We start from the raw sequence: 25,324 nt of genomic DNA, 5'->3' as shown, positions 1-25,324 counted from the left end.
TTAGTCGAAGAATTGTGCGGGCATGATTTTTTTACCTCTTCTGTATCTCTCGTGGCTGTAGTGCTTCAGGATTCATCGGGAATTACTGCGCGCTAACTTATTAATTGCTATCGATTTTATATTTCTGCACTGCTGTAAATCAATGATATTTAATGAAATACAACATGAAACATAGAGGTGTGATTGTATGCTTGCACGATGCATGAGGTGCAGAGTGCTTAATCGGGATAGGACAGAGTCCCACAACTGAAGTGGTTTAATGACTTAGGACACCTCGTTAATCACAATAGTGCAGTTGATGACGAGGTAGAAAGTGACAAAGCAGCGCAAGAATTATTCTCCGGAATTTTAGCGTAAAGCCATTGCTATGGTAGTTGAACAGGGGCAGGCTGCTACAGAAGTGGCCAGAAGTCTTGGTATCCATGATGGCAACCTGAGACGCTGGGTACGGGAGCAGAATGAAAAAAAGGAAATGTCTTTTCCTGGCAAAGGGCAGCAAGCTCTGACGCCTGATCAACAGCGAATAAAAGAACTTCAAGGAAAATCGTGGGCTGGTCAATGAACAGTCGCATGACGACAGAATTACCTTTAGAGGCGTTGAGAATGGCGTGGGGGAGCCGCCGTAGGCCTGGCCCGGCAGTACTCCACCATTCGGATCAGGGGAGTCAGTATGCTTCTCTGGACTATCAGGCTCAGCTCATGGAGTACGGCATGATCTGCAGTATGAGCCGTAAGGGAAATTGCTGGGATAATGCAGTGACCGAACGCTTCTTTGGAAGCCTGAAAAGGGAAAGGACTGATCATTATATTTTCGAAACAAGAGCAGATGTTGAAGCAGCGGTTATTGATTACATTTTGTTCTACAACAACCACAGACTTCACTCCTATCTTGATTACGTGAGCCCTGAGGACTTTGAACAACAGGAATTCAGGAAAGCGGCTTAATCAGGTATCCATTTGTACTTGACCACTACACATCTATGAATCCACTACACATTGATCTTCAGACATACCAAGCAACTCACAAGGGGAGTCACAATTCGGGTTAATAACACCCGTTTCCCTGAACTCTCCCAAACAGGCAGCACGAAAAGCAATCTCTTGTTGGATAGCCCTAAAGCTGTAGGCCACAGTGGCCACATTCACTGCCAGCATAAGCTTTGTGCGCCTTGATGGGCTCCAGCCCTCCAGAGCGCATTGCGACAGGCCCAGGATACTACCAAAAGTCCCGGTAACGAACGTCACTGAATAACTCTGCCATTTTGGCTGAGAGAAGCCGAAAAGCGAGCTTTCATTGGTGGTCATTGTTTTAAGGCCAAACATGGCAAGATGTGCTGCTGCATCCCCAATATTCATAGATAATAATTCCGTTTTGCTTAAAAAAAATTGTTCGATAGACTGCTGTCAGACACTTGGAACTAATGAAAAGTTCCAGATGATTCGTGCTCTTGCCACACTGGCGAAGCACCTCCAAACCTTCACCTTGAGTACTGAAATATGAGCAGTCACAGAATTAACGAATTGATCGAGCTCCTCTCCCCACAGTGGCAAAAACAGGATCACCTGAATCTGGTACAGATTATTGAGGCCCTGGCCACAGAAGCTGGCCATAAAGGGCCTCTTCACGAAGTAACGGATGACCTGCTGATGTATCATCTGAAAATGAAAGGCGAGGCTCCGGATGCGATGATTCCGGGCCTCGCCAAAGATGTTGAGGTCGATTTTAAGGAAGCGCTTCTCAAGGCCCGTGGCTGTAAATGACCAGGGAACGCGCCGACTATTGAGAGGTCAGTGCTGCACACCTGAAGACAATGTCTTCAGAACAGCCTTGAGGGTATTATCATTAGCTTTCAAAGAGCCACCCAGGTAGGCAAATTCCAGCAGCGACTGGTCAGGTTTCCAGCCGTGGGAAAGACGATAGATAATACCCACCACACCGCCACGCTGGGTGCCTCCCACGCAGTGCACATACACCGGAGCAGGATGAGCACTCAATTGTTCCGCAATATGCCGGATTTGGCTCTGGTCAAGGCTGGCATTCTTGTCAAAGGATAAATCAACAACTTTAATACCCTCACTTTCCAGCCATTCACGCTCTTTATCAGCCGAGGTGATGGCAAAAACGGTTTTTATGCCAAGGTTGGCAAGACTGTGGGCACCTTCAGCACTTTCCAGCTCACCTCCCCGGTAGAAGTGATCGTCATAACGAATCAGCCAGGTTTTCAGGCCATCTCTCTTGCCAAGCACCTCATAACTCTGATGGTTCCATTCATCAGCTGTTGGCGGCAGGACTCCACGAAAACCGGATTCATAGGCCGTGACTCTGTTCTGTCCCCAGTCACAAGCTTCCTCATGGTCGGCAAGGGCACCAGGTGAAAACATATTGAGAGCCACGAAAAACAAGGAAGGGACCCAGAACCGGCAAAGTTTGACAAAGTACATTGCACTAACCTCAATCATTACTTGACAGGGTGTGGTTAAAACTAGCACAACGTTGTTTTTTTTCTAATTGGCTGATTGCCTGAAAACCAAATCCTTCCAACCACAAAGCCATCTCCTTTTTTTCCCGGTCCTGCCGATGCAAACAGTCTGAAAAGGCCTCAGAAAACTCGATGACCACAGCACTCAACAGAATGACCGGCTCCATTTTAGCGTTGACCATTTCGGCATCAGCCGCAGTGAGCAGGGCACAGCCATCAGAGTCCTGGTATCAGCAAGTCTGGTGTGAAGGGATGGATGGTAAAGTGGAACACCGGCTAAAAGACGGCCGACGTATTGACTGCCTTACGGATCAATACGCCATTGAGATTGAATTTGCCCGAAAGTGGCCGGAGGCAATCGGTCAGTCATTAAACTACAGCATGCTGACCGGGAAAAAAGCGGGGATTGTTCTGATTCTCAAAACGGCAGAGGAGCATTCCCACTGGCAGCGACTGAAGACCGTTATCAAACACTACACACTGCCCATCAAAGTATGGAAACTGGGTCCATGATCATTGGCGCTGAGCCCAGATAAAAAACTCACGATTGCCATCACCACCGGTAATCGGGCTGTCAAAATAACCACGAACCTGTAAATCAAGCTCAATGCAGCAGGCTTTGATTGATTGCTCAACCTCTGGATACAACCGGGAATCCTTGACAATTCCTCCCTTACCCAGACCGCCGGGCCCCACCTCAAACTGGGGTTTCACCAGGCTCAGCAGCTGCCCTCCCTGCTTTAGCAGAGGCACCAGCGATGGCAAAATTCTGGTTTGGGAAATAAACGACACATCCATAACCGCAAGATCAAATCCCTGTTGCTGATCCGTATGGTCAAGGAGTGCAGCAGGCAATGCACGGGCATTCATCCCTTCAAGACAGATCACCCTGGGATCCTGACGCAGCGACTCGACCAGCTGGCCATGACCCACCTCAACCCCTATGACTCTGGACGCCCCGGCCTGCAATGCACAATCTGTAAACCCACCGGTAGACTGGCCAACATCAATCACGGTCGCACCGGTCAGGGATATACCAGACACCGCCAGTGCTCCGGCCAGTTTCATTCCACCCCGGGAGACAAATTGATCGGCTTCATCCTGACAGATATCAATCTCAACCCAGTCAGGGTATTTCTGACCCGCTTTGCCCGGCGTTTCCCAGCCTCCTGACTGCCGGACTTTCACCCTGCCTTCACTGATTAATCGCTGGGCCCGACTTCGGGAAGACACTTTACCCTGATCCACAAGAATAAGATCGAGTCTGCGCATAAATAAACTTTAAATAGAAACGACAACTGATCCAGCATTATACACCAGTCGCAAATCACTTCAGGTATTGCAATGGCCATACTCACCGAGGGTGATTTAACTGAAGCCTGTCAGGGAAATAATCACAGGCACGGATACTGGAAGAATTAACGAAAGCGCGCTTCATCGGCATCTTTACGGGCCGCTTTCCACTGATAAAGTGCCAAACTGGCGACTTTATCTATTTTATGCATCACTTCCTGCGCCCTGCCTTCATCCGCTATGGTCCACGGAGCAGTTATCCCGTGAAGAATATCAACCTGCACTTTTTGAGACACAGGCCGCCCTCTTTTACCCTGGGAACCCGCTTTGCCTGACTCAAGAAAAGCGTCTGCCAATTGTTCATAATCCGCTCGACGCGTCCGACGTATTTCAGGGCATGGGTTGTGAAAAGTCTCCCCCAGAATCTTATTGACAATTTTACCCACATCATCTCCAGCTGAACTCACTCCTGATAACTCATGCAGCAAGGTAAGAAAGATGCGAGGTCTTATTACACAGGCGATCTGTAAGGCTTCTTTCAGGCTGACATCATCCGGCAGGCCTTTCTCTATTGCTCCCTTCTTTCTGGATGCCTCTTGATTCAATCGATTAACCGCAGCCATTGTCCTCTCTGCTGTCAAGGCATCCACCCTGGCATTCAAATCTGAAAAGTTCATCAGCAGATCATCAAGGACTTTCATTAATGCGACAATGTCGTGTTTTGAGCATCGGCCATCTCCTGATGGCCCGGGCAAAGTGGGCGGAGGATCATTAGACGTCACATTATGATGACTTTCTTCTTTCATTGGGCCACGATAGTAAAGCGCCCCCGCCGCAAACCCACCCCCAAGGTAAAAAATCGTAGGAAGGGAAATCATACCGGTGTAGAGACCAATACCGGCGACCACCCCCACCCCTCCCAATCGTTCACACCAGGTTTTGTTCTCCCGGTAAGTGTTTCCAACAACAGGCAACAGCTTTTTGGTCACAGGAACACAGACATCCCACACCCAGGCTCTTGCCCTCTGTAAACGGCCGCCCTCCCCTGCAGGACCGGGCTGAGTCAGATTCCGTGAACCAGCTGTTTTGACAGCTAACGCTTCCACACCTCAATCCCCTGAAAACCATAGTGGCTGGATGAGTCCAACCATTATTGGAATAACAGACACAAACCGGGTATTTAGAGTGCTAGGAAGAAACACCAGTTCCCCTGTATAACTACACACACCGTCAAGTATGCGTAAAATATTCGTTGGCTAACTCAGGAAGCTGATCAGCAATAAAGTCACCAGGAGCCTGTCGGACTTAAGCGTCCGTCTAGTGCAGTTAAGCGCTGATACCCATACCATTCGTGAAAGCTTGTTGAAGTGCGGTGGCACCATCCTTCGGCAAGCTCAGGATGAACGGGGTGTACGGGTATTAACGCTTTTCTGTACCAGTACATGGTTTCAATGAGTTTAACGTGTACAATCTCCGTTCACCCTGAGCGGAGTCGAAGGGTGCTTGGCACGATCTATCAGAGTCCGGAGTTTCCGCCCTTCGACAGGCTCAGGACGAACGGAGTGCGGAGTCACAATAACCCCTCAAACTCATTGAAACCATGTACTAGTCCCAAAACATTTATTGTTTTTTTTCAACAGACAAAAAAAAGCCACCGGTCAGGTGGCTTTTTTTGGATGTTAAAGGCAGGCCTTTAACGGATCAGCAATTAAACTTCACCGAAGTTCAAAGCATCAGACAGTGCCTGCTCGACTTCAGAAGCCGATACCTTGGCCGGAGTCTCAAACTCAACTTCTTCACGTCCCTTACGACGCTCAGCGTGGTAAGTCAGACCGGTACCTGCCGGGATCAGACGACCAACGACCACGTTCTCCTTCAGGCCGCGCAGGTAATCGCGCTTGCCGGTTACTGCCGCTTCGGTCAGGACACGGGTGGTCTCCTGGAAGGAAGCCGCAGAGATGAAGGATTCTGTTGCCAGAGATGCCTTGGTAATACCCAGCAGCACGCGCTCGAACTTGGCCGGGAAGCCGTTTTCACGGTTAACACGGTCATTCTCTTCCAGCAGGCGTGTGTACTCCAGCTGGTCACCACGGATAAAGGTCGAGTCACCGGTATCGGTGATTTCTACCTTACGCAGCATCTGACGCAGAATGGTCTCAATGTGCTTATCGTTAATCTTTACACCCTGCAGACGGTATACGTCCTGGATTTCGTTAACGATGTAGCGAGCCAGTTCACCAACACCCAGCAGACGCAGCACGTCGTGTGGATTGGTCGGGCCGTCGGAGATAACTTCACCGCGGGTTACCTGCTCACCCTCAAACACGTTGAGGTGACGCCATTTCGGAATCAGTTCTTCATAAGGATCAGTACCGTCAGTCGGTGTAATCACCAGACGCTTCTTACCTTTGGTCTCCTTACCGAAGCCGATGGTTCCGGAGATTTCCGCCAGGATCGAGTGCTCTTTTGGCTTACGGGCCTCAAAGAGGTCAGCAACCCTTGGCAGACCACCGGTGATGTCCCGGTTACCGGAAGACTGCTGAGGAATACGGGCAAGTACCGCACCCACTTCCACCGTGGCACCATCCACCAGGTTCACCAGGGCGTTCGCTGGCAGGAAGTACTGGGCAGGAACGTCAGTACCTGGCAGCTTCAGTTCATTACCATTGGCGTCTTTCAGCTGAATGGCTGGACGAATATCCTTACCGGCGGACGGACGATCCTTCGGATCCATCACTTCCATATTGGACAGACCGGTCAGTTCGTCAGTCTGAGTCTTCACGGTGATGTTTTCATCCATACCCTGGAATTCAACAATACCGGCGGTTTCCGTGATGATCGGGTGAGTGTGTGGATCCCACTTGGCCACCGTCTGACCCGCTTCCACCAGGTCGCCGTCCTTCACTGAAATCATTGCACCGTAAGGCAGCTTGTAACGCTCACGCTCACGGCCAAATTCGTCAGCAATGGCCAGCTGTCCGGAACGGCTGACCGCTACCAGAGTGCCGTCCTTACGTTCAACCGACTTCAGGTTCAGCAGACGGATAGAACCTTTGTTCTTCACCGTTACGCTGTCTGCCGCTGCGTTTCTCGATGCCGCACCACCGATGTGGAAGGTACGCATCGTCAGCTGTGTGCCCGGCTCACCGATGGACTGGGCAGCGATAACACCCACTGCCTCACCCTTGTTCACCAGGTGACCACGACCCAGGTCACGGCCATAACACTTGGAACAGATACCGTGACGGGTTTCACAGGTAATTGGGGACCGTACGCGCATCTCGTCAACATTCATGGTTTCGAGACGCTTCACCCACATTTCATCAATCAGGGTGCCGGCGGGTACAGCAATTTCACTGTCGCTGCCTGGCTTGAGTACGTCTTCTGCCACCACACGGCCCAGAATACGCTCACCCAATGGCTCAACGATATCACCGCCTTCAATGTGCGGCGTCATCAGCAGGCCGTCGCTGGTACCACAGTCGTCTTCAGTGACCACCAGATCCTGGGCAACATCAACCAGACGACGGGTCAGGTAACCGGAGTTCGCTGTTTTCAGCGCGGTATCCGCCAGACCCTTACGAGCACCGTGGGTGGAGATGAAGTACTGGAGTACGTTCAGACCTTCACGGAAGTTGGCGGTAATCGGCGTTTCGATGATAGAGCCGTCTGGCTTGGCCATCAGACCACGCATACCGGCCAGCTGACGAATCTGTGCCGCACTACCCCGGGCTCCGGAGTCCGCCATCATGTAGACGCTGTTGAAGGATTCCTGCTCTTCTTCCTCGCCCTGCTTGTTGATCACCGTGTCGGACTTCAGGTTATCCATCATCCGCTTGGCCAGCATTTCGTTGGCACGGGACCAGATGTCGATAACCTTGTTGTACTTCTCGCCGGCAGTGACCAGACCAGAAGCAAACTGGTTTTCGATCTCCTTAACCTCTTCGTTGGCGTCATCAATGATGCGCGCCTTCTCAGGAGGAATAACGAAATCGTTAACACCGATGGAGGTTCCGGAAATGGTTGCATACTGGAAGCCCAGATACATCATCTGGTCAGCGAAGATAACGGTTTCTTTCAGACCAACGTTACGGTAACAGGCATTCAACAGGCCGGAGATCGCCTTCTTCTTCATGGCCTGGTTAACCAGGGCAAAAGGCAGACCTTCAGGCACGATATCCCACAGGATCATTCGACCAACGGTGGTATCCGCCAGGAACTTGTTGTCGTGCTCGACACCTTCACCGTCCCGGTATTTCTCATGGACACGAACCTTGATGCGGGCATGCAGATCAACCGCCTTGGTGCGGTAGGCTCGCATGACTTCGTCGATATCAACGAAGGCCATGCCTTCACCCTTGGCATTGATGCGCTCACGGGTGATGTAGTACAGACCCAGTACCACGTCCTGGGAAGGTACGATGATCGGCTCACCATTAGCGGGTGCCAGGATGTTGTTGGTGGACATCATCAGGGCACGGGCTTCCAGCTGGGCTTCCAGCGTCAGCGGTACGTGCACCGCCATCTGGTCACCGTCGAAGTCGGCGTTATAGGCGGCACACACCAGTGGGTGCAACTGAATCGCCTTACCTTCGATCAGTACCGGTTCGAACGCCTGAATACCCAGACGGTGCAGGGTTGGCGCACGGTTCAGCATGACCGGGTGTTCGCGGATGACATCCGCCAGAACGTCCCACACCTCAGGGGTTTCCCGCTCAACCATCTTCTTGGCGGCTTTAATGGTGGTAGCCAGACCTTTGGCTTCCAGCTTACCGAAGATAAATGGCTTGAACAGTTCCAGCGCCATCTTCTTGGGCAGACCGCACTGATGCAGACGCAGGGTAGGACCTACGGTAATAACCGAACGACCAGAGTAGTCTACACGCTTACCCAGCAGGTTCTGACGGAAACGACCCTGCTTACCCTTGATCATGTCGGCCAGGGACTTCAGGGGACGCTTGTTGGAACCGGTGATGGCACGACCACGACGGCCGTTATCCAGCAGCGCGTCAACGGACTCCTGCAACATCCGCTTTTCGTTACGGACGATGATGTCCGGCGCGTTCAGGTCCAGCAGACGCTTCAGACGGTTGTTACGGTTGATCACCCGGCGATACAGATCGTTCAGGTCAGACGTGGCAAAACGGCCACCGTCCAGCGGCACCAGAGGGCGCAGATCTGGCGGCAGAACCGGCAGAACGGTCAGGATCATCCACTCAGGGTTGTTGCCTGAGTTATGGAACGCTTCCAGCAGCTTCAGACGCTTGCTCAGCTTCTTCAGCTTGGTTTCAGAGTTGGTCTGTGGAATCTCTTCACGCAGCGTATTGACTTCGTCTTCGATGTCGATATCTGCCAGCAGACCTTTGATGGCTTCGGCACCCATGCGGGCATCAAAGTCATCACCGAACTCTTCCAAGGCTTCGTAGTATTGCTCATCCGACAGCAGCTGGTTTTTCTCCAGCGTGGTCATGCCCGGATCAACAACAACGTAAGATTCAAAGTACAGTACCCGCTCGATATCACGCAGGGTCATGTCCAGCAACAGACCGATACGGGATGGCAGGGATTTCAGGAACCAGATGTGGGCCACCGGGCTGGCCAGCTCAATATGACCCATGCGCTCACGACGCACCTTGGCCAGGGCAACCTCAACACCACACTTCTCACAGATAACACCACGGTGCTTCAGTCGCTTGTACTTGCCACAGAGGCACTCGTAGTCTTTGACCGGGCCAAAAATCTTGGCACAGAACAGACCGTCACGCTCAGGCTTGAACGTACGGTAATTGATGGTTTCCGGCTTTTTCACTTCGCCGTATGACCAGGACCGGATCATGTCCGGTGAAGCCAGCGCAATCCGAATAGCGTCGAATTCGTCCGTCTGGCCCTGTGTCTTGAGCAGATTCAATAAGTCTTTCAAGATCGTATCTCCTCGCGGTGCAAGGTGCCTGCTGTTCTATCAGAGAGCAGGCACCCTGGCCACACGTTCGTTATTCGGTTTCCAGTTCGATGTCGATGCCCAGTGAGCGGATTTCCTTCAACAGTACGTTGAAGGATTCCGGCATACCGGCTTCCATTCTGTGGTCGCCATCCACGATGTTTTTGTACATCTTGGTACGGCCAGTGACGTCATCGGACTTCACAGTCAGCATTTCCTGCAGAGTGTAGGCAGCACCGTAAGCTTCCAGTGCCCAGACCTCCATCTCCCCGAAACGCTGGCCACCGAATTGTGCCTTACCACCCAGAGGCTGCTGGGTAACCAGAGAGTAAGAACCAGTAGAACGAGCGTGCATCTTGTCGTCTACCAAGTGGTTCAGCTTGAGCATGTACATGTAGCCAACGGTGACCGGACGCTCAAAGGATTCGCCGGTACGACCGTCAAACAGCTTGACCTGGCCACTGTCGTTCATGTCCGCCAGGCGCAGCAGGCGCTTGATCTCGGTCTCTTTGGCACCGTCAAATACCGCCGTTGCCATCGGGACACCGCCACGCAGGTTGCGGGCCAGTTCCAGCACTTCGGTATCGCTGAAGGAGTCAACTTCCACCGGGCTGGAACCAGGAATACCGTTGTAAACCTCGTCCAGGAACTTGCGCAGTTGCGCGATGCTCTGCTGAGCTTCCAGCATGCGGTTGATCTTGACGCCAAGGCCCTTGGCCGCAGCACCCAGGTGAGTCTCCAGCACCTGACCAACGTTCATTCGCGATGGTACACCCAGAGGGTTCAGTACGATATCAACCGGATTACCCTCTTCATCGTGCGGCATGTCTTCTACCGGCATGATGACGGAGATAACACCCTTGTTACCGTGACGTCCCGCCATCTTGTCACCAGGCTGGATACGACGCTTGATGGCCAGGTAGACCTTGACGATCTTCAGCACGCCAGGGGCCATATCATCGCCAGTCTGGAGCTTCTTCTTCTTGTCTTCGAAGCGCTCATCCAGCTGGGCACGACGCTCTTTCAGCTGTTCTCTGGACAGATCCAGCATCTCATTGAGTGCTTCGTCTTCCATGGACAGTTTGAACCACTGCTCGTGCTCCAGGCCATCCAGATAGCTGTCGCTGATCCGGTCACCCTTGCCAAGACCCGGGGCGCGAACCACCGGCTGATCACGCAGGGCACCACGCAGACGGGCGAAGGTGTCATGCTCAACCACACGGAACTCTTCATTCAGGTCCTTGCGGTATTCATCCAGTTGCGCCTTTTCAATAGAAAGCGCACGGGAGTCCTTCTCTACGCCATCACGGGTAAAGACCTGCACGTCAATAACGGTACCTTTGACACTGGTCGGCACACGCAGAGAGGTATCCTTAACATCGGATGCCTTCTCACCGAAGATGGCACGCAGCAGCTTTTCTTCCGGCGTCAGCTGGGTTTCACCTTTTGGCGTCACCTTACCCACCAGAATGTCACCAGCGCCCACTTCTGCACCCACATAAACGATACCGGCTTCATCCAGCTTGTTCAGGGCGGACTCACCAACGTTGGGAATATCGCCAGTGATCTCTTCGGAACCCAGCTTGGTGTCACGGGCCACACAGGTCAGTTCCTGGATGTGGATGGTGGTAAAGCGGTCTTCCTGAACGACACGCTCAGAGATGAGGATGGAGTCCTCAAAGTTGTATCCGTTCCAGGGCATGAACGCGACGCGCATGTTCTGACTCAGCGCCAGTTCACCCATGTCCACCGACGGACCGTCCGCCATGATGTCGCCACGGGCAATCTGATCGCCCGCCTTCACCAGGGAACGCTGGTTAATACAGGTATTCTGGTTAGAACGGGTGTATTTGGTCAGGTTGTAGATATCAACACCGGCCTCACCTGGCTGCACTTCATCATCGTTCACACGCACCACGATACGGGCTGCGTCAACGGTATCGATCACACCGCCACGACGGGCAACCACACAGACACCGGAGTCGGAAGCCACGTTACGCTCCATACCGGTACCCACCAGAGGCTTCTCTGCTCTCAGGGTTGGTACGGCCTGACGTTGCATGTTCGATCCCATCAAGGCACGGTTAGCGTCGTCGTGCTCAAGGAATGGAATCAGAGAGGCCGCAACCGAAACCATCTGCTTGGTGGATACGTCCATGTACTGGACTTTATCCGGGCTCATCAGGGTGGCTTCACCACGGTAACGAACAACAACCAGCTCTTCCGTCAGTTGTCGTTTTTCGTCCATGGCCGCAGAAGCCTGGGCGATAACGTATTCACCTTCTTCGATAGCAGACAGGTAATCCACATCATCAGTGACCTGGCCATCAACAACGCGACGATATGGCGCTTCCAGGAAGCCATAGTCGTTGGTACGGGCATAGGTTGCCAGCGAGTTGATCAGACCGATGTTTGGACCTTCAGGCGTCTCGATCGGACAGACACGACCGTAGTGAGTCGCGTGTACGTCACGCACCTCAAAGCCGGCACGCTCACGGGTCAGACCACCCGGGCCCAACGCAGATACACGACGCTTGTGAGTAATCTCGGACAGCGGGTTGTTCTGGTCCATAAACTGGGACAGCTGGCTGGAACCGAAGAACTCCTTGATCGCCGCCGCTACCGGTTTGGCATTGATCAGGTCCTGCGGCATCAGGCCTTCGGACTCCGCCAGGCTCAGACGTTCCTTAACGGCACGCTCAACACGTACCAGACCGACACGGAACTGGTTCTCAGCCATTTCGCCCACGGAACGTACACGACGGTTACCCAGGTGATCGATATCGTCACAGATCCCTTTACCGTTGCGGATATCAACGAGGATGCGCAGGACATCAATAATGTCGGAGTTATCCAGAACACCGGAACCGGTATCTTCATCACGTCCCAGACGACGGTTGAACTTCATTCGACCGACGGCAGACAGATCATAACGCTCGGTGGAGAAGAACAGGTTCTGGAACAGGGCTTCAGCAGCATCCTGCGTTGGCGGCTCGCCAGGACGCATCATGCGGTAGATTTCAACGAGCGCTTCCAGACGGTTGGTGGTGGTATCTGCACGCAGGGTGTCAGACATGAACGGACCACACTCCAGCTCATTGATGTACAGCGTTTCTACGGTTTTGATACCGGCAGACAGCAGTTTTTCATAAACGTCAGGGGTGATCTCAGTGTTGCACTCAACAATGATTTCACCAGTAGATTTGTGAATAACAGTCTTCGCCAGAACACGGCCATAGATATAATCTACCGGCGCTTCCAGGTTCTTGATGTTGGCTTTTTGCAGGTCACGGAGGTGTCGTGCAGTGACACGACGGCCCTGCTCTACAACAACGTTACCGTCGTTATCGTAGATATCAAAGCTGGCCGCCTCGCCTCTCAGACGATCGGCAACAAACTCGGTGCTGACATTTTCAGCGCCAATGTTGAATTCAACAAAATCAAAGAAATTATCAAGAATTTCTTCATTGGAAAGCCCGATGGCTCTCAGCAGGATGGTGGCAGGCAGCTTACGACGACGGTCGATACGGACATACAGCAGATCCTTTGGATCAAACTCAAAGTCCAGCCATGAACCACGGTAAGGAATAACACGGGCAGAATACAGCAGCTTACCGGAGGAGTGAGTCTTACCCCGGTCATTATCAAAGAATACGCCCGGAGAGCGATGCAGCTGAGATACGATAACACGCTCTGTACCATTGATAACAAAGGTACCGTTATCGGTCATGAGCGGAATTTCGCCCATGTACACTTCCTGCTCTTTGATATCCTTGATTGCCTTGTTAGCGGAGTCTTTATCGTAGATAATCAGGCGCACCTTGACCCGCAGAGGTACTGCGTAAGTGACACCCCTGAGCTGGCATTCCTTGACATCAAACGCAGGAGCACCCAGTCTGTAGCTAACATATTCAAGGGCGGCATTGCCGGAATAGCTTACGATTGGAAAGACGGATTTGAAGGCTGCGTGCAGCCCGATATCTTCTCTGGCTGCCGGTTCTTTATCTGACTGCAACAGCTTGTGATATGAATCAAGCTGAATCGCCAGCAGATACGGCACATTCATGACACTCGGCAGCTTGCCGAAGTCCTTGCGGATGCGTTTTTTCTCTGTATACGAGTATGCCATCAGCGTTCCCCAGCTTGGTTACCTGTTTTTGACTTCAGGCGGCGTCGCCTGGCCATAGTAGGTTAGTTCGAGAGCGGGTGGCTCCCTGTCAAAACCAATAAATTTTCAACTTTTATGGTCATCTACTGACCTGTATCACAGACACCCCTGAGGTGTTGCAGATACTCTTAATGCCGTTACAGACACTGTGCATCGTTGTCGACACTTCATGTCGTGATAGACATCAACCGTTGTATGAGCTTTAGCGCCTGAACAGAAAGCAACCTGACACTATTGTTCAGATTTACTACCCTGCTTTCACGGCAATACCGCTTACATCGCACAAGGCAACGGAAGCGGTATTCAAATCTGCCCAATGGTTTATTAGACAGCTTTTATATGTCAGGCTGGGCAAAACGGTCAGCGCATGAATTCTCTACAGCAATCTACCATCATCTCACAGCTCGATCTGAAGTGGTACTGCAATTACCGGAAAACCCCTGTATTTAAACGTTTTACACCATCACAAAAAGCCTTCTCCAGATTGATCAGTTTCTGTGACGACTTTTCCAGGTCCATACCGCTGCCACAACGATCTGCCAAAACAGCAATACCCCGATCAACATCACGAAGAACCCCATCCAGCCATAAAGACTGAAAAGAATGGGAAGTTTCATGATATAGAACAGGATCTACGTGCAAATACAGTTACTCAGACGATATAGCTCATACAACGGAAAAAAGGCCGGCACCCTCGCAGGCACCAGCCACCTGAATCTATTATGCAACAGACCCGGGATTATGCAATGCTTTTGTAGAAATTACTTGATTTCTACTTTAGCACCAGCTTCTTCCAGCTGCTTCTTCAGCTCTTCAGCTTCTTCTTTAGAAGCGCCTTCTTTCAGAGGAGCTGGAGCGCCGTCTACAACAGCCTTGGCTTCTTTCAGACCCAGACCAGTAGCAGCACGTACTACCTTGATGACGTTAACTTTCTTCTCGCCAGCGTCAGCCAGGATTACGTCGAACTCAGTTTTTTCTTCAGCAGCGGCAGCAGCTTCAGCAGGAGCAGCAGCAACAGCAACAGCAGCAGCAGCAGAAACGCCGAACTTTTCTTCCATAGCGGAAACCAGTTCAACAACGTCCATTACAGACATTTCAGCGATTGCATTCAGGATATCTTCTTTGGACAGAGCCATCTCTATATCTCCAAAAATCTTGGTTGGGGCAAACAAACAGTCAACCCCGGAATTTGTTTAAGCAAAAAAGCAAGAAAACCAATCCGGCAAGGATTAAGCGGCTTTCTTCTTCTCGTCGGCAACAGCTGCCACAACACGGGTAATGCTTGCAGGAATCTCGTTCAGAGTTCTTGCCAGCTTGGTTACCGGTGCGATCATTACGCTCATCAGCATTGCGCGAGCCTGATCCAGAGTAGGCATCTTGGCCAGAACATCGATCTGTTCTGCACCCAGCAACTGTCCGGAAATAGACAGGGCTTTGATGTCCAGCTCTTTGTTCTCTTTGGCAAAATCCTTCATCAGACGCGCAGCGGCACCCGGATCTTCCATAGAGAAAGCAAGCACAGTAGGGCCTACCAGAACTTCCTGCAGGCACTGAAGCTCAGTACCTTCTACAGCGCGCTTGGCCAGGGTGTTACGAACTACCTTCAGGTAGACGCCACCTTCACGAGCCTGCTTACGCAGAGCAGTCATTTGACTAACAGTAAGACCACGGTAGTCCGCGATTACAGCCGACAGAGCGCTTTGTGCAGCCTCGCTGACTTCGGCCACAATAGCCTTCTTGTCTTCGAGTCCTAACGCCATGGGCTTTACTCCAAATTTATGAAGTTTCACTTATGATTTATCCAAGATAAATCATTAAGCGCTTACAATACGGTGATGGGTGTATATCGTTTTGGATAAAACGCATACTCACCGTCTACGCAGGACATTAAGCCCTCCACCTATAACCCTTTCCGAAGAAAGGCCCCTGACTGAACAGGCACGGCATTGGACACCTGCGATCTTTGACGACCCCCGCCACGAAAGCAGGGACCCCAAAGAGGGTTGCGGCTGGCTTGCACCAGCCAGAAATCTGACAATCCAGATTTCAGTCATTCTTTCTATCGCTTACGCAGACAGAGAAGACATGTCGATAGTCAGACCCGGACCCATGGTAGAGGACAGGGTAACTTTCTTCATGTAAACGCCTTTGCTGGAAGAAGGCTTCAGCTTCTTCAGATCAACCAGCAGAGCTTCAACGTTCTGCTTCAGGGCAGCTGCGTCAAAGTCGATCTTACCAACGCCAGCGTGGATGATACCGTTCTTGTCAGTACGGAAACGAACCTGACCAGCCTTGGCGTTCTTAACCGCTTCAGCAACGTTAGGTGTTACAGTACCAACCTTAGGGTTAGGCATCAGGCCGCGTGGACCGAGAATCTGACCCAGCTGACCAACAACGCGCATCGCATCCGGAGAAGCGATCACTACGTCGAAGTCCATTTGACCCGCTTTAACCTGCTCAGCCAGGTCTTCCATACCAACCACTTCAGCACCCGCTTCTTTAGCGGCTTCAGCGTTAGCACCCTGGGTGAACACAGCAACGCGGACGTCTTTACCGGTACCGTTAGGCAGTACGGTAGAACCACGAACTACCTGGTCAGATTTACGAGGATCCACACCCAGGTTGACAGAAACTTCGATCGTTTCCTTGAACTTGACGCTGGAGATCTCTTTCAGCAGACTGGCGGCTTCTTCAAAGCCGTAAGACTTGGTAGAGTCGATCTTTTCAGCAATCAGCTTGGCACGCTTTGACATCTTAGCCATTACTCAACACCCTCCACGATCAGACCCATGGAACGAGCTGAACCAGCAATGGTACGTACCGCTGCGTCTTCGTCAGCAGCAGTCAGATCAGGCTCTTTGATCTTGGCAACTTCAAGCAGTTGCTCGCGAGTCACAGTACCGACTTTCTCGGTATTTGGACGGCCAGAACCCTTCTTCAGCTTCAGAGTTTTCATCAGCAGAACAGAAGCAGGCGGAGTCTTGGTTTCGAAAGTGAAACTGCGATCGCTGTATACAGTAATAACAACAGGAATCGGCATGCCAGCATCCATTTTCTGGGTGCTTGCGTTGAACGCCTTACAGAATTCCATGATGTTAACACCGTGCTGACCCAGGGCAGGACCAACAGGTGGGGATGGGTTCGCCTGTCCAGCAGGCACTTGAAGCTTAATATAAGCTTGTACTTTCTTGGCCATTGTTAACCTCTACGTGGGTCACTGCCTCATTTGACGCTCTATCCCGGGCTCCTTAACAAGAAATCCCGAAAAAACATCAAATTCCACGGCTACCCGTCTACAAAGCGCGGTAGTTTACAGAAATCATCCCGAAAGCACCAGCGCAAAAACACGTAAGATAATTGCAATTTACACAATTATCGTTTTCAGCCCGAATAATAAGGGAGGATGCAAGCCCAACCCCCAAAAACACAAAACCCCGCAGCCTGAACTGGCAAACGGGGTTATGGGATCAATTTGATCAGCTTACACTTTTTCAACCTGGCCAAACTCAAGCTCGACCGGCGTTGAGCGACCAAAGATCATTACCGCCACCTGGAGACGACTCTTCTCGTAGTTAACACCTTCCACCACACCGTTAAAGTCGGCAAAAGGACCTTCAATAACACGAACCATCTCACCCGGCTCAAACAGAGTCTTGGGCCTTGGAGCCTCAGCACCTTCGTGCACACGACGAAGAATCGCATCCGCTTCTTTTTCAGTGATCGGCGCAGGCTTGTCGGCCGTACCACCGATAAAGCCCATCACCCGTGGCGTATCTTTAATCAGATGCCACGAGTCTTCGTTCATTTCCATCTGGACTAACACATAGCCCGGAAAGAATTTTCTTTCGCTCTTGCGCTTCTGGCCGTTTTTAATCTCTACCACTTCCTCGGTAGGCACCAGAATTTCGCCAAAATACTCTTCCATAGCAAGACGCTTGATACGCTCATTCAAAGAGCGCAACACCTGCTTCTCGTATCCAGAGTAGGCATGAACCACATACCATCGTTTCGCCATGTCCTGTCCCTATCAAATCAGGCTGCTGATCATCCAGCCTAGCAGAGAATCGAGCCCCCACAAAATAAGGCCCATCACTAACACGACGGCAACCACCACCAGAGTAGTTTGCACCGTCTCCTGACGAGTAGGCCAGACAACCTTGCGAATCTCGGTTTTGGCATCCTTCAGCAACGTCCAGAAGGCACCACCCTTTATCGTCTGCAGAGCAACAAACCCGGCAACCGCCGCAATCACCAGCAAACCGACAACCCTGAGAAGGAGCGACTCAGCAGAGAAGTAATAATTACCGTAAACACCAACAGCGACCAGAACCGCCACAAGGCCCCATTTGAGACCATCCAGACGACCCGAAGTCGCAATTTCAGAATTTCCACTCATCAGCTTGATTTTCTCTATCCAGGCTTTCTTGAAAAGATCTTTAAAAAGACCTCTGAGAACAAGCACCCCAGGAGCTTGATCATTGGAAATGGCAGGCCAGGAGGGAATCGAACCCCCAACCCCCGGTTTTGGAGACCGGTGCTCTACCAATTGAACTACTGGCCTAAATCGCTATCACTCTGGATTGCAGTGCCGGTGAATTATAATCATGATTAACCGACCTGAAAAGCCTTTCGACTTATCGAGCACAAAAACCAATCAGTACCCGAGAAAAGAGACACGCATCTCTCAAAAACAAAACATTTCAACAAACACCCGAAAGGGAAGAAAAGATAAAAACCCCTTTCGTTTCAGTATATTATCACATCAGCCGGTCTTTTCAAGCCCCTTCAACCTTCCCACTCATGCCGCCTGTGGACACACACAAACCATGCAACCACAAAATAAACGACAAATCACCAGTGACAAGCTCAAGGGCCTCGAACCGCCGCATATAAAACAGCAATCGAAAGAAAAAAGCAAGAATAGAGGAAAGAAAAGTTGGCAGTGGACAGATAAAGAAAAAGCGAAAGCAACTTTATTTTCTGCCCACCGCCAACTTTTATTGCGTCTTGACGTTGATAGATTGGTTGGGAAATGTAGATGAACAGAGTCTTTACCTGAGTGTATTGATACTGGGAGAGATTGAAAAGGGGTCAAAAAAAATCAAGATCCTGCCCGGCGTAGAGAAATTACGCAACTGGCTGGAATTTGACCTGAAAGACAGATTCAGGCATCGAATCCTGCCAGTGGACATAAGTTCGGCCCTTAAATGGGGCTCAATTCAAACCGAAGCCGAACAGGCACCCCCCCCAATACCGGCTATTGATGGATTAATGCAGTGACGGGTTTAGTCCATAATTGCACCGTGATTGCCCGTAATGTCGATGATATGAGACAGAGTCAGGCTGAGCTGTTTACCCGTGGGATGAATCCTCTTGTTGATGATTAGTAAGTGCCCCTGATTTTCTGGCAATCTGCTCAAAGCTCACTTGTAATAGATGATGGCAGTAATAACCAGCTCGACTTAAGACTTTGTATGACACGAAAACCCGGTCATGTTTAAATAAATTAAAAAGCCGACATCAGGGAGCAATTTTTTCCAGCTTCGCTTTTATTATTTATTACCGACATTTTCCCTAAAATACTCCGGCTATCGCAAGGAATTATAAACATTCTTGAGCGATCAGGAACCCTCGTCCGGCAGGGTGGGGACGTCACAAAGAGTATTTAAGTACTAAAGTTTCAATTTAAGTGATTTTTTATATCGGAACTACAGTAACATTCAGTTGTCCAAAGATTACCAATTCTGTATTTCCCTGCGGATGGTAAAAAATGAAAGCCTCTATAGGTCAAGTTGTCCGACTAAAAACTGATGGTCCAGATAGGGTCATCCAGAGTGTTACATTTGGCCTGAAAAATTATTACTACTGTTAGTCGATTTTTTTGCTATGACAATGGATATTCAAGTTTATTATGGGGGTCAGCATGCTATTTCCGGACTTACCAAGCTGATTAATGAAAATATTTCTAATGAAAATCAAGCCGTTTATGAAGAGGTCAAGTTAGGGACTAGCCTGTTACTTTTAGGCCTCCTTCCAAATGAGGAGCAATGGCTTAGAACTCTTGATAAGAGGCTTGTATGCATAGCGCCCGGTATAATGTCACTGCTTGGTGCAGGTATAACCGTATATCTATCCCCTGATTGTGATACTTCATATATTACAAAAGGTTTTTTTGATGGCGCAAAGGACGGCTTGATTTATTACTCGGCTTCATCTTGCATCATGAATAAAATAACCACGGTAGCAATCGAAACAATTTTCAAATAAGTTCATCGTTAAATATATTTTTTATTATGGTAAGTGTAACACTATCCCTTTTTCCAACTGGTGTTCCAATGAACTCTAAACGATGTAAATAAAATGCAGAATCATCTCCAAACTTAGTAATCAAATGACCATCAGGAAAAGAGCACTTGGACCAAATTGATTGCCTGGAACCACCATCCCCTGAACTAACCTCTTCATACTTTAAAATATATTTTTCTCCCATATCATCTGAAACTATGTACTGTTCTTTAGCTGGGGGTAAGTTTGTAGATAAACCGGAATTATACATTAAATCTCTCCACTAACTCATATAAGTGATCGACCGGTATAGACAATATCCGTGTCATCAGTCTATTCAGTTATTGCCAAACGGGTTGAACTATTCCGGTGTTTTTGGGTAGTCAGGGAATAGCTTATTTACCAGGATATCTCTTGACTTAAACATTGCGTCTACATAGATTCTGGGTTTGTAACCAGAATTGGAAAAGTCATGAACACCTCCACAATATTGATATTCTTTTCCAATAATTTCAATTAATTTTTCTTTAATTTTTTCTGCTTCTTCCAGGTCGTTAACCATAATATCGATACCGATATCATTCCATATGACTTCTTTGATAGGAATATCGTTGAGTTTTTCTTGTAAGGCCATTAGTAATTGACTCTCTTTTTCTTCTTTTCTCAGCTTGTCAAAATACTGTGACTGCTCAACCTTTGGTGGTAAAAAGTAATTTTTTGGAAGCTCTTTATTGGTTTTAACAGGCTGTAGAGATGTCTCTGTAATATTTCCAACCAAATTTGGGACAGTTACAAAAGACTGCGTGGATGGGGAAGGATCTTTCTTAACTGGGTTTTTATTTTTCGCCACTGCCAGGTCTTTTAAATGTTTTATCAACTTTGGTTTCAACGCTTCAGATCCTTTGAAGCACATACCATGAAATTCCTCTCCACACCTAATGCAGTAATCGGTAAATTTCTTTCTTTTCTTTTTATGAGAAAAGCTATTCGAGCTGGCACCATCAGAAATTTCTGCTTCACCCGAAGCAACCAGAAAATCACCATTTTTAACCGCTGCTGCAACCACACGATTGCCTTGCTTATCGACAATAAAAACCAGCCCGGGGCTATCAAAATCAAATTCAATAGCATTGCTCTCGGAGCCCACGGACCTGGTGGTTATTGCTGTCGTAGTAGCAACTGAAACACGGGCACCTTCCTCATCTATTTTGGCCACGATTGTTTGTTTTGTACTGAGAGAGTCAGGTGTCGGTCCGCCTAATTTCTTTAATTTGTCCGGAGTTATTTTTATACCCCGGAAAGAACCAATCTGATCCAACAGATCGCTGTTCGTACTGTTTATTTTCATTACGGGGAACGTCAGTTTAACTTCTCTAGGTGTGCGGTTAATTGATTTGTCAATCAGATAATCAATGGTCTCTTTAGTAATACTGCCAATGGCATCAGGTGAATCTTGACGCGGTGCTATCGCCACCAGGTAAAGCTCATTCTCTCCTTGCCTGAATGGTTTGGCAATGGCTTCAAATTTTCGGCTACGCTCATCAGAGTAACCTATCTGATCCTTTATACTCATCATTTTGACGTTAATTATGGACCCGTCTGCACACCTGAATGGACGAGACTTAGTGTTACTTGCATTAAACGCATGAGCCCATTTTGCCTTGAGTGACACGACATTGTTTATGGTGGTGTCAATCGAATCCCGAAGGGGATGATTTGCCAGCAATCCAGGGATTTCACCCCCGGTAACTTGTTCGACGTATTGATCCGTCACATCAGCTATGTTTTTATTGCCATCAGAGGTTAGCAGCTCTGCTTTATAGTGCTCAGTGAGGTTATCAACAAAACCCTTTTCGTGGCCCGGATTATATGCGGATGCCATGAAGTTCAATATAGAAAGCATCTGGTCCTTTCGGAAAGGATGCTTTCTGCTGAAACGCCCCAGTTCATTATGGATTGCCGAATCAAGATGTGGTGTCAGTTCTCCTTGAGGTATGTCGAGGATCATTTCCTTATCGTTGTTATCCATGGTTGCCAGTAACATACCCAGTGACGCGGCCAGGCTTGAATCGGACAAAGCAGTGCTGGACTGACCTGCAGGTTTTAATATTTCAAACGCCAGATCACGAATACATGCGCTAACTATTTTTTTAGCTCGATCCTGGTATTCTTGCTGGTTGCAGGTTGTTGTTTCAATCGATGCACGTGTAGGAACAGTTGGTATTGGGGGTAAGCCGACTGAGTTGAACATTTTGCTACTCCTGATTCTGTTAATGTTAATAACATCCGCAAGGCAAGTAATTTTTTATCAGTTCGCTATTGAGGTCTCCTTCCACCACTGAGAAGATTCCATCTTTATTTACTCCAATGGCGCTAAAATCTACAGCGCTAACAAGACTAGTTTAATCACTTTTCCGACGATTGCTCGGCATCCTGATGTTTGTCGTGAGCAATAAGTCGTCGGTAATTACCAACTATTCGTGCTCTGGTTTCAGGTCATGGGCCGCCGAAACTCAACTCTACCTCCTTTTCTGCCCACTTTCTTTTTCTGAAAACTGCCAACTACTCCCTGATGTGTATTATTCTGTAAGGATCATAAACAGAACGGGAAGAAGCGAATGGCTCAGGCCGAGCAGTTACAATTTATGACACCGGAAGCCTATCTGGCGTTTGAACAGCAGGCAGACCAGCGGCATGAGTACGTTAACGGGCTGATCATCGCCATGGCGGGTGCCAGCCGCAGGCACAATCTACTTACCCTGGCGTTTGCCTCCCTGCTGCGTGCTCACCTGCAGGGCAGCCCCTGCAGAGCTTACTCCAGTGATATGAAAGTGAATGCCAGCCATAAAGGGAATGATGTTTTTTATTATCCGGATGTGATGGTGGCCTGTAACGATTCTGACCAGAACGCCTATGTTGAAGATCAGCCAACCGTGATTGCCGAAGTGCTATCCCCCACCACCGAGGCAAGAGACCGGATGGAAAAGCTTGCAGCCTACACCGCCATCAAGGGGTTGAAGGAGTATGTATTGATCCATCAGGATAAGATTGCCGTAGATCTCTACCAGAGTACCGACAGCGGCTGGGAGATCATCCGCCTGCAGCAGGAGACCGATACCTTGCTGCTCCATTCCATCGGGTTTTCAGTTACGCTTCGGGAGCTTTATGAAGATGTGGTGGGGGTTCTTTAAGTGGTAGTCATCAGTGGGCAGATAAAGACCACTGATCCGCTTTTAATTTTTTTCAGCCATCATCACTTCAGTTGCTTTTATTAATCCGTTGCATAAAGACACTCAACAGCAGGTTGTCGATGAAACTGTTGATTTTATTGCTCATGAGTCGTCCGGTAATGGCACGCATTTACCCATCACGCGCAAACAAACAAAAAACAAGGATAACATACAGCCCGTAGTTGAGCCCTCCTATGCTACTTTGACCGAATTACCCCCTCCGAACTTCTGTCGTCAAGCTGAAGAAATATTAACACTCCATGGCGAAACCATCTCATTGCATGATTTATTATTTTCCAATATACGACGCTGGGGCTTTCATGGAGTTGACACCTGCCAGATTGGATCGCTTGATCACTCTGCCACTTCTTAGTTTTAGACAGTTTTCAGATTTAATTGAATTGCTATTGCTTTTGGTTTGTTTTGCAGCATGCTTACGATTATTTAATTTTACCTTCATTTGTTTTAATCTTGTTTCGTTTCTATTCAAGGTTAGTTTCATTTGTTCTAATCTATCCTCGTTTTCTGTAAAACAGTGAAGTTTAATCACACTGAGATTGTGAGCTGTATGGGCAATAGCTGCTGATAATAATCCATGGTTTTTATATATATTGTTATATTTAAAACCTGCTATAGCTTCAATAAATATATGGGTGAAAGATGGTTTTGCAGTGCAAAGATGTGCAATTCCAAATAGAAAAGCACTAATGATCTCCGGGATATACCCTGCGCCAAAAGGTAGGTTTGATTTTATAAGTTGTGGGCAAATAACCCTGAATAATGCCTCTTCAATGAAGGCATTTTTGAATATTTCCTTTGTAGACAATTTTTCTATAAAACCTTCTTCATAGGGGTTAAAATCTGTTCGTCCTGTTAACTTTTTCTCCACCATTAATAAAGGCCTTGCTAATAATAACTGCACAAGGGTGTATGTTAGCCTCATACCCGTCCCCAAGAAAATTTTTTTAACTTGATCCTGTAATACTTCTATGGATCGATTGCCAGCAAAAGCTTTAACGGATGAATTTACCGCTGGTGCCAATGAAGATATAAAAGGCGATAGATTTGACGATATAAAGTTCATAAAAAACCACCGTATGCGTTTGGATCATGAGGTTAGACTATTAAAAATAGTTTTTCCTCAATTCAGGTTAAAACTATTGACGGCAGTAGGTATTACCAAACGCTTGTCACCAACGGGCTCTCTCTCAAATTACGATCTGCTGTAACAAGTGTTGCACCGAGATGAATCGCTGTGGCGGCAATCAAACGGTCCGCCGGATCATTATTAATGCTGCTGTCCAGGTTCACGGAGAGCTCTGCAATGATTGGGTTAATAGGGATAACGTCGATTGCTCTTGCCTGTAATGCCAATTGGCAAAAACTCTCGGCGCTCAATTCCAGTTGCAGCCGTCTACGTTTTATCAGCATGGCTACTTCCCAGAGGGTGATATCGCAAATCATCAGCTGGCCTTTGCGATCACCCTGCTGGATGATTTGCTTTGCCTGTTTGCTGAGTTTGTCGTGTTGCAGGGCATCCCAGATAAAGACACAGGTATCCAATAAAATCATTGCCGGTTTTCCCAGGGTTCATCCAATGGGTCGATAATATCGTTGGCAATGGCATTTTTACCCACTTCCTTCAGGGTTTTTCTTGAATACTTCTTTAACGCATCGGGGGCGCAGATGGTCGCCAGTGTTTGACCATTAGAAGTCACGATAAAGGGTTGGCCTTGTTGGGCTTTTTTCAGGTAATCAAGCAGGTTAGCTCTCAGTTCGCTGATATTGACCTGTTCCACTCTTTATTCCTTGTACAAAATCTTTGTACTTCTCAAGCTAGTTCAGCCGGAGTGCTTCTGCAAGCGGCAGTGGGCAGTGGGCAGTGGGCAGTGGGCAGTGGGCAGTGGGCAGTGGGCAGTGGGCAGTGGGC

The 25,324-nt window shown here is 49.0% G+C and carries 27 protein-coding genes and 1 tRNA gene; 8 read left to right on the top strand and 20 right to left on the bottom strand.

Annotated elements, in window-relative coordinates:
* Positions 1-367 precede the first annotated feature (367 nt).
* Both ACO6VE_RS20665 and ACO6VE_RS20660 read left to right on the top strand, forming a co-directional pair.
* Positions 368-562: a transposase gene (locus ACO6VE_RS20665; RefSeq protein ID WP_422463186.1), complete on the top strand. Its 195-nt coding sequence runs from the start codon at positions 368-370 to the stop codon at positions 560-562.
* A gap of 8 nt (positions 563-570) precedes the next feature.
* On the top strand, positions 571-945 hold the full coding sequence (locus ACO6VE_RS20660; RefSeq protein ID WP_422463184.1) for an IS3 family transposase: 375 nt from the start codon (positions 571-573) through the stop codon (positions 943-945).
* A gap of 33 nt (positions 946-978) precedes the next feature.
* Here the strand turns inward: ACO6VE_RS20660 and ACO6VE_RS20655 are convergent, their stop codons facing one another.
* On the bottom strand, positions 979-1,356 hold the full coding sequence (locus ACO6VE_RS20655; protein WP_422463182.1) for a hypothetical protein: 378 nt from the start codon (positions 1,354-1,356) through the stop codon (positions 979-981).
* A 141-nt stretch (positions 1,357-1,497) separates the two neighbouring features.
* On the opposite strand from ACO6VE_RS20655, the gene ACO6VE_RS20650 reads away from it, so the two are divergent.
* The gene (locus ACO6VE_RS20650) at positions 1,498-1,761 is read left to right on the top strand and encodes a YihD family protein (protein ID WP_422447602.1); all 264 of its coding nucleotides are present in this window, start codon (positions 1,498-1,500) and stop codon (positions 1,759-1,761) included.
* Between the two features lie 27 nt (positions 1,762-1,788).
* On the opposite strand, the gene ACO6VE_RS20645 is transcribed toward ACO6VE_RS20650, so the two are convergent.
* Together ACO6VE_RS20645 and ACO6VE_RS20640 are read right to left on the bottom strand one after the other, a co-directional pair.
* Complete coding sequence (locus ACO6VE_RS20645) at positions 1,789-2,382, bottom strand: hypothetical protein (RefSeq protein WP_422447604.1); 594 nt, start codon at positions 2,380-2,382, stop codon at positions 1,789-1,791.
* Positions 2,383-2,452: 70 nt separating this feature from the next.
* A complete protein-coding gene (locus tag ACO6VE_RS20640) occupies positions 2,453-2,629 on the bottom strand; it encodes a hypothetical protein (RefSeq protein ID WP_422447606.1) in 177 nt (58 codons plus the stop codon).
* Between the two features lie 4 nt (positions 2,630-2,633).
* On the opposite strand from ACO6VE_RS20640, the gene ACO6VE_RS20635 reads away from it, so the two are divergent.
* Positions 2,634-2,993 carry a hypothetical protein gene (locus ACO6VE_RS20635; RefSeq protein WP_422447608.1) on the top strand — a complete coding sequence of 120 codons (360 nt, stop codon included), beginning with the start codon at positions 2,634-2,636 and terminating at the stop codon, positions 2,991-2,993.
* Here the strand turns inward: ACO6VE_RS20635 and ACO6VE_RS20630 are convergent, their stop codons facing one another.
* From ACO6VE_RS20630 to ACO6VE_RS20575, 12 genes are all read right to left on the bottom strand, one after another.
* The gene (locus tag ACO6VE_RS20630) at positions 2,994-3,752 is read right to left on the bottom strand and encodes a TlyA family RNA methyltransferase (RefSeq protein WP_422447610.1); all 759 of its coding nucleotides are present in this window, start codon (positions 3,750-3,752) and stop codon (positions 2,994-2,996) included.
* Positions 3,753-3,898: 146 nt separating this feature from the next.
* On the bottom strand, positions 3,899-4,879 hold the full coding sequence (locus tag ACO6VE_RS20625) for a hypothetical protein (protein WP_422447612.1): 981 nt from the start codon (positions 4,877-4,879) through the stop codon (positions 3,899-3,901).
* A 602-nt stretch (positions 4,880-5,481) separates the two neighbouring features.
* A complete protein-coding gene (rpoC, locus tag ACO6VE_RS20620) occupies positions 5,482-9,693 on the bottom strand; it encodes a DNA-directed RNA polymerase subunit beta' (RefSeq protein WP_422463180.1) in 4,212 nt (1,403 codons plus the stop codon).
* A 70-nt stretch (positions 9,694-9,763) separates the two neighbouring features.
* Positions 9,764-13,840, bottom strand: a complete 4,077-nt coding sequence (rpoB, locus tag ACO6VE_RS20615; protein ID WP_422463178.1) for a DNA-directed RNA polymerase subunit beta — start codon at positions 13,838-13,840, stop codon at positions 9,764-9,766.
* Positions 13,841-14,305: 465 nt separating this feature from the next.
* Entirely contained in the window at positions 14,306-14,521 is a 216-nt protein-coding gene (locus ACO6VE_RS20610; protein ID WP_422463176.1) for a hypothetical protein, read from the bottom strand.
* 119 nt (positions 14,522-14,640) lie between these two features.
* A complete protein-coding gene (gene rplL, locus ACO6VE_RS20605; protein WP_101748386.1) occupies positions 14,641-15,015 on the bottom strand; it encodes a 50S ribosomal protein L7/L12 in 375 nt (124 codons plus the stop codon).
* Positions 15,016-15,108: 93 nt separating this feature from the next.
* Complete coding sequence (gene rplJ, locus ACO6VE_RS20600; protein WP_101748379.1) at positions 15,109-15,639, bottom strand: 50S ribosomal protein L10; 531 nt, start codon at positions 15,637-15,639, stop codon at positions 15,109-15,111.
* 306 nt (positions 15,640-15,945) lie between these two features.
* Complete coding sequence (rplA, locus tag ACO6VE_RS20595; RefSeq protein ID WP_269672571.1) at positions 15,946-16,641, bottom strand: 50S ribosomal protein L1; 696 nt, start codon at positions 16,639-16,641, stop codon at positions 15,946-15,948.
* On the bottom strand, positions 16,641-17,075 hold the full coding sequence (gene rplK, locus ACO6VE_RS20590) for a 50S ribosomal protein L11 (protein WP_020581778.1): 435 nt from the start codon (positions 17,073-17,075) through the stop codon (positions 16,641-16,643). The genes rplA and rplK overlap by 1 nt, the downstream gene beginning before the upstream one ends.
* Before the next feature lie 285 nt (positions 17,076-17,360).
* Entirely contained in the window at positions 17,361-17,894 is a 534-nt protein-coding gene (gene nusG, locus ACO6VE_RS20585) for a transcription termination/antitermination protein NusG (protein ID WP_422447621.1), read from the bottom strand.
* A 12-nt stretch (positions 17,895-17,906) separates the two neighbouring features.
* A complete protein-coding gene (secE, locus tag ACO6VE_RS20580) occupies positions 17,907-18,275 on the bottom strand; it encodes a preprotein translocase subunit SecE (RefSeq protein WP_257284943.1) in 369 nt (122 codons plus the stop codon).
* Positions 18,276-18,364: 89 nt separating this feature from the next.
* Positions 18,365-18,440, bottom strand: a tRNA-Trp gene (locus ACO6VE_RS20575).
* Positions 18,441-18,483: 43 nt separating this feature from the next.
* Between ACO6VE_RS20575 and ACO6VE_RS20570 the strand changes: the two genes are divergently transcribed.
* The 3 genes from ACO6VE_RS20570 (at position 18,484) to ACO6VE_RS20560 (ending at position 20,146) form a co-directional block, all read left to right on the top strand.
* Complete coding sequence (locus ACO6VE_RS20570) at positions 18,484-18,921, top strand: hypothetical protein (protein ID WP_422447623.1); 438 nt, start codon at positions 18,484-18,486, stop codon at positions 18,919-18,921.
* Positions 18,905-19,159, top strand: a complete 255-nt coding sequence (locus tag ACO6VE_RS20565; protein WP_422447625.1) for a hypothetical protein — start codon at positions 18,905-18,907, stop codon at positions 19,157-19,159. The genes ACO6VE_RS20570 and ACO6VE_RS20565 overlap by 17 nt, the downstream gene beginning before the upstream one ends.
* A 612-nt stretch (positions 19,160-19,771) precedes the next feature.
* Complete coding sequence (locus ACO6VE_RS20560; protein WP_422463174.1) at positions 19,772-20,146, top strand: hypothetical protein; 375 nt, start codon at positions 19,772-19,774, stop codon at positions 20,144-20,146.
* On the opposite strand, the gene ACO6VE_RS20555 is transcribed toward ACO6VE_RS20560, so the two are convergent.
* Positions 20,139-20,435 (bottom strand): hypothetical protein, encoded by a 297-nt coding sequence (locus ACO6VE_RS20555; protein ID WP_422463172.1) that lies wholly within the window; start codon positions 20,433-20,435, stop codon positions 20,139-20,141. The genes ACO6VE_RS20560 and ACO6VE_RS20555 overlap by 8 nt on opposite strands.
* Before the next feature lie 90 nt (positions 20,436-20,525).
* Positions 20,526-22,415: a serpin family protein gene (locus ACO6VE_RS20550; RefSeq protein WP_422463170.1), complete on the bottom strand. Its 1,890-nt coding sequence runs from the start codon at positions 22,413-22,415 to the stop codon at positions 20,526-20,528.
* A gap of 367 nt (positions 22,416-22,782) precedes the next feature.
* On the opposite strand from ACO6VE_RS20550, the gene ACO6VE_RS20545 reads away from it, so the two are divergent.
* Positions 22,783-23,355: a Uma2 family endonuclease gene (locus tag ACO6VE_RS20545; protein ID WP_422463168.1), complete on the top strand. Its 573-nt coding sequence runs from the start codon at positions 22,783-22,785 to the stop codon at positions 23,353-23,355.
* 328 nt (positions 23,356-23,683) lie between these two features.
* Here the strand turns inward: ACO6VE_RS20545 and ACO6VE_RS20540 are convergent, their stop codons facing one another.
* The 3 genes from ACO6VE_RS20540 to ACO6VE_RS20530 all read right to left on the bottom strand — a co-directional run bounded on the left by ACO6VE_RS20540 (position 23,684) and on the right by ACO6VE_RS20530 (position 25,193).
* Positions 23,684-24,478, bottom strand: coding sequence for a CPBP family intramembrane glutamic endopeptidase (locus tag ACO6VE_RS20540; protein ID WP_422463166.1), 795 nt, complete (start codon positions 24,476-24,478; stop codon positions 23,684-23,686).
* A gap of 92 nt (positions 24,479-24,570) precedes the next feature.
* The gene (locus ACO6VE_RS20535) at positions 24,571-24,966 is read right to left on the bottom strand and encodes a type II toxin-antitoxin system VapC family toxin (RefSeq protein WP_422463164.1); all 396 of its coding nucleotides are present in this window, start codon (positions 24,964-24,966) and stop codon (positions 24,571-24,573) included.
* Positions 24,963-25,193 carry a type II toxin-antitoxin system Phd/YefM family antitoxin gene (locus ACO6VE_RS20530; RefSeq protein ID WP_422447639.1) on the bottom strand — a complete coding sequence of 77 codons (231 nt, stop codon included), beginning with the start codon at positions 25,191-25,193 and terminating at the stop codon, positions 24,963-24,965. Before ACO6VE_RS20530 ends, ACO6VE_RS20535 begins: the two co-directional genes overlap by 4 nt.
* Between the last annotated feature and the right edge of the window lie 131 nt (positions 25,194-25,324).

The organism is Endozoicomonas sp. ALB115 (assembly GCF_049310245.1).
Taxonomy (GTDB): domain Bacteria; phylum Pseudomonadota; class Gammaproteobacteria; order Pseudomonadales; family Endozoicomonadaceae; genus Endozoicomonas.
The sequence above is the reverse complement of the archived record's forward strand: the minus strand, read 5'-3'. Positions and strand labels throughout refer to the sequence as shown.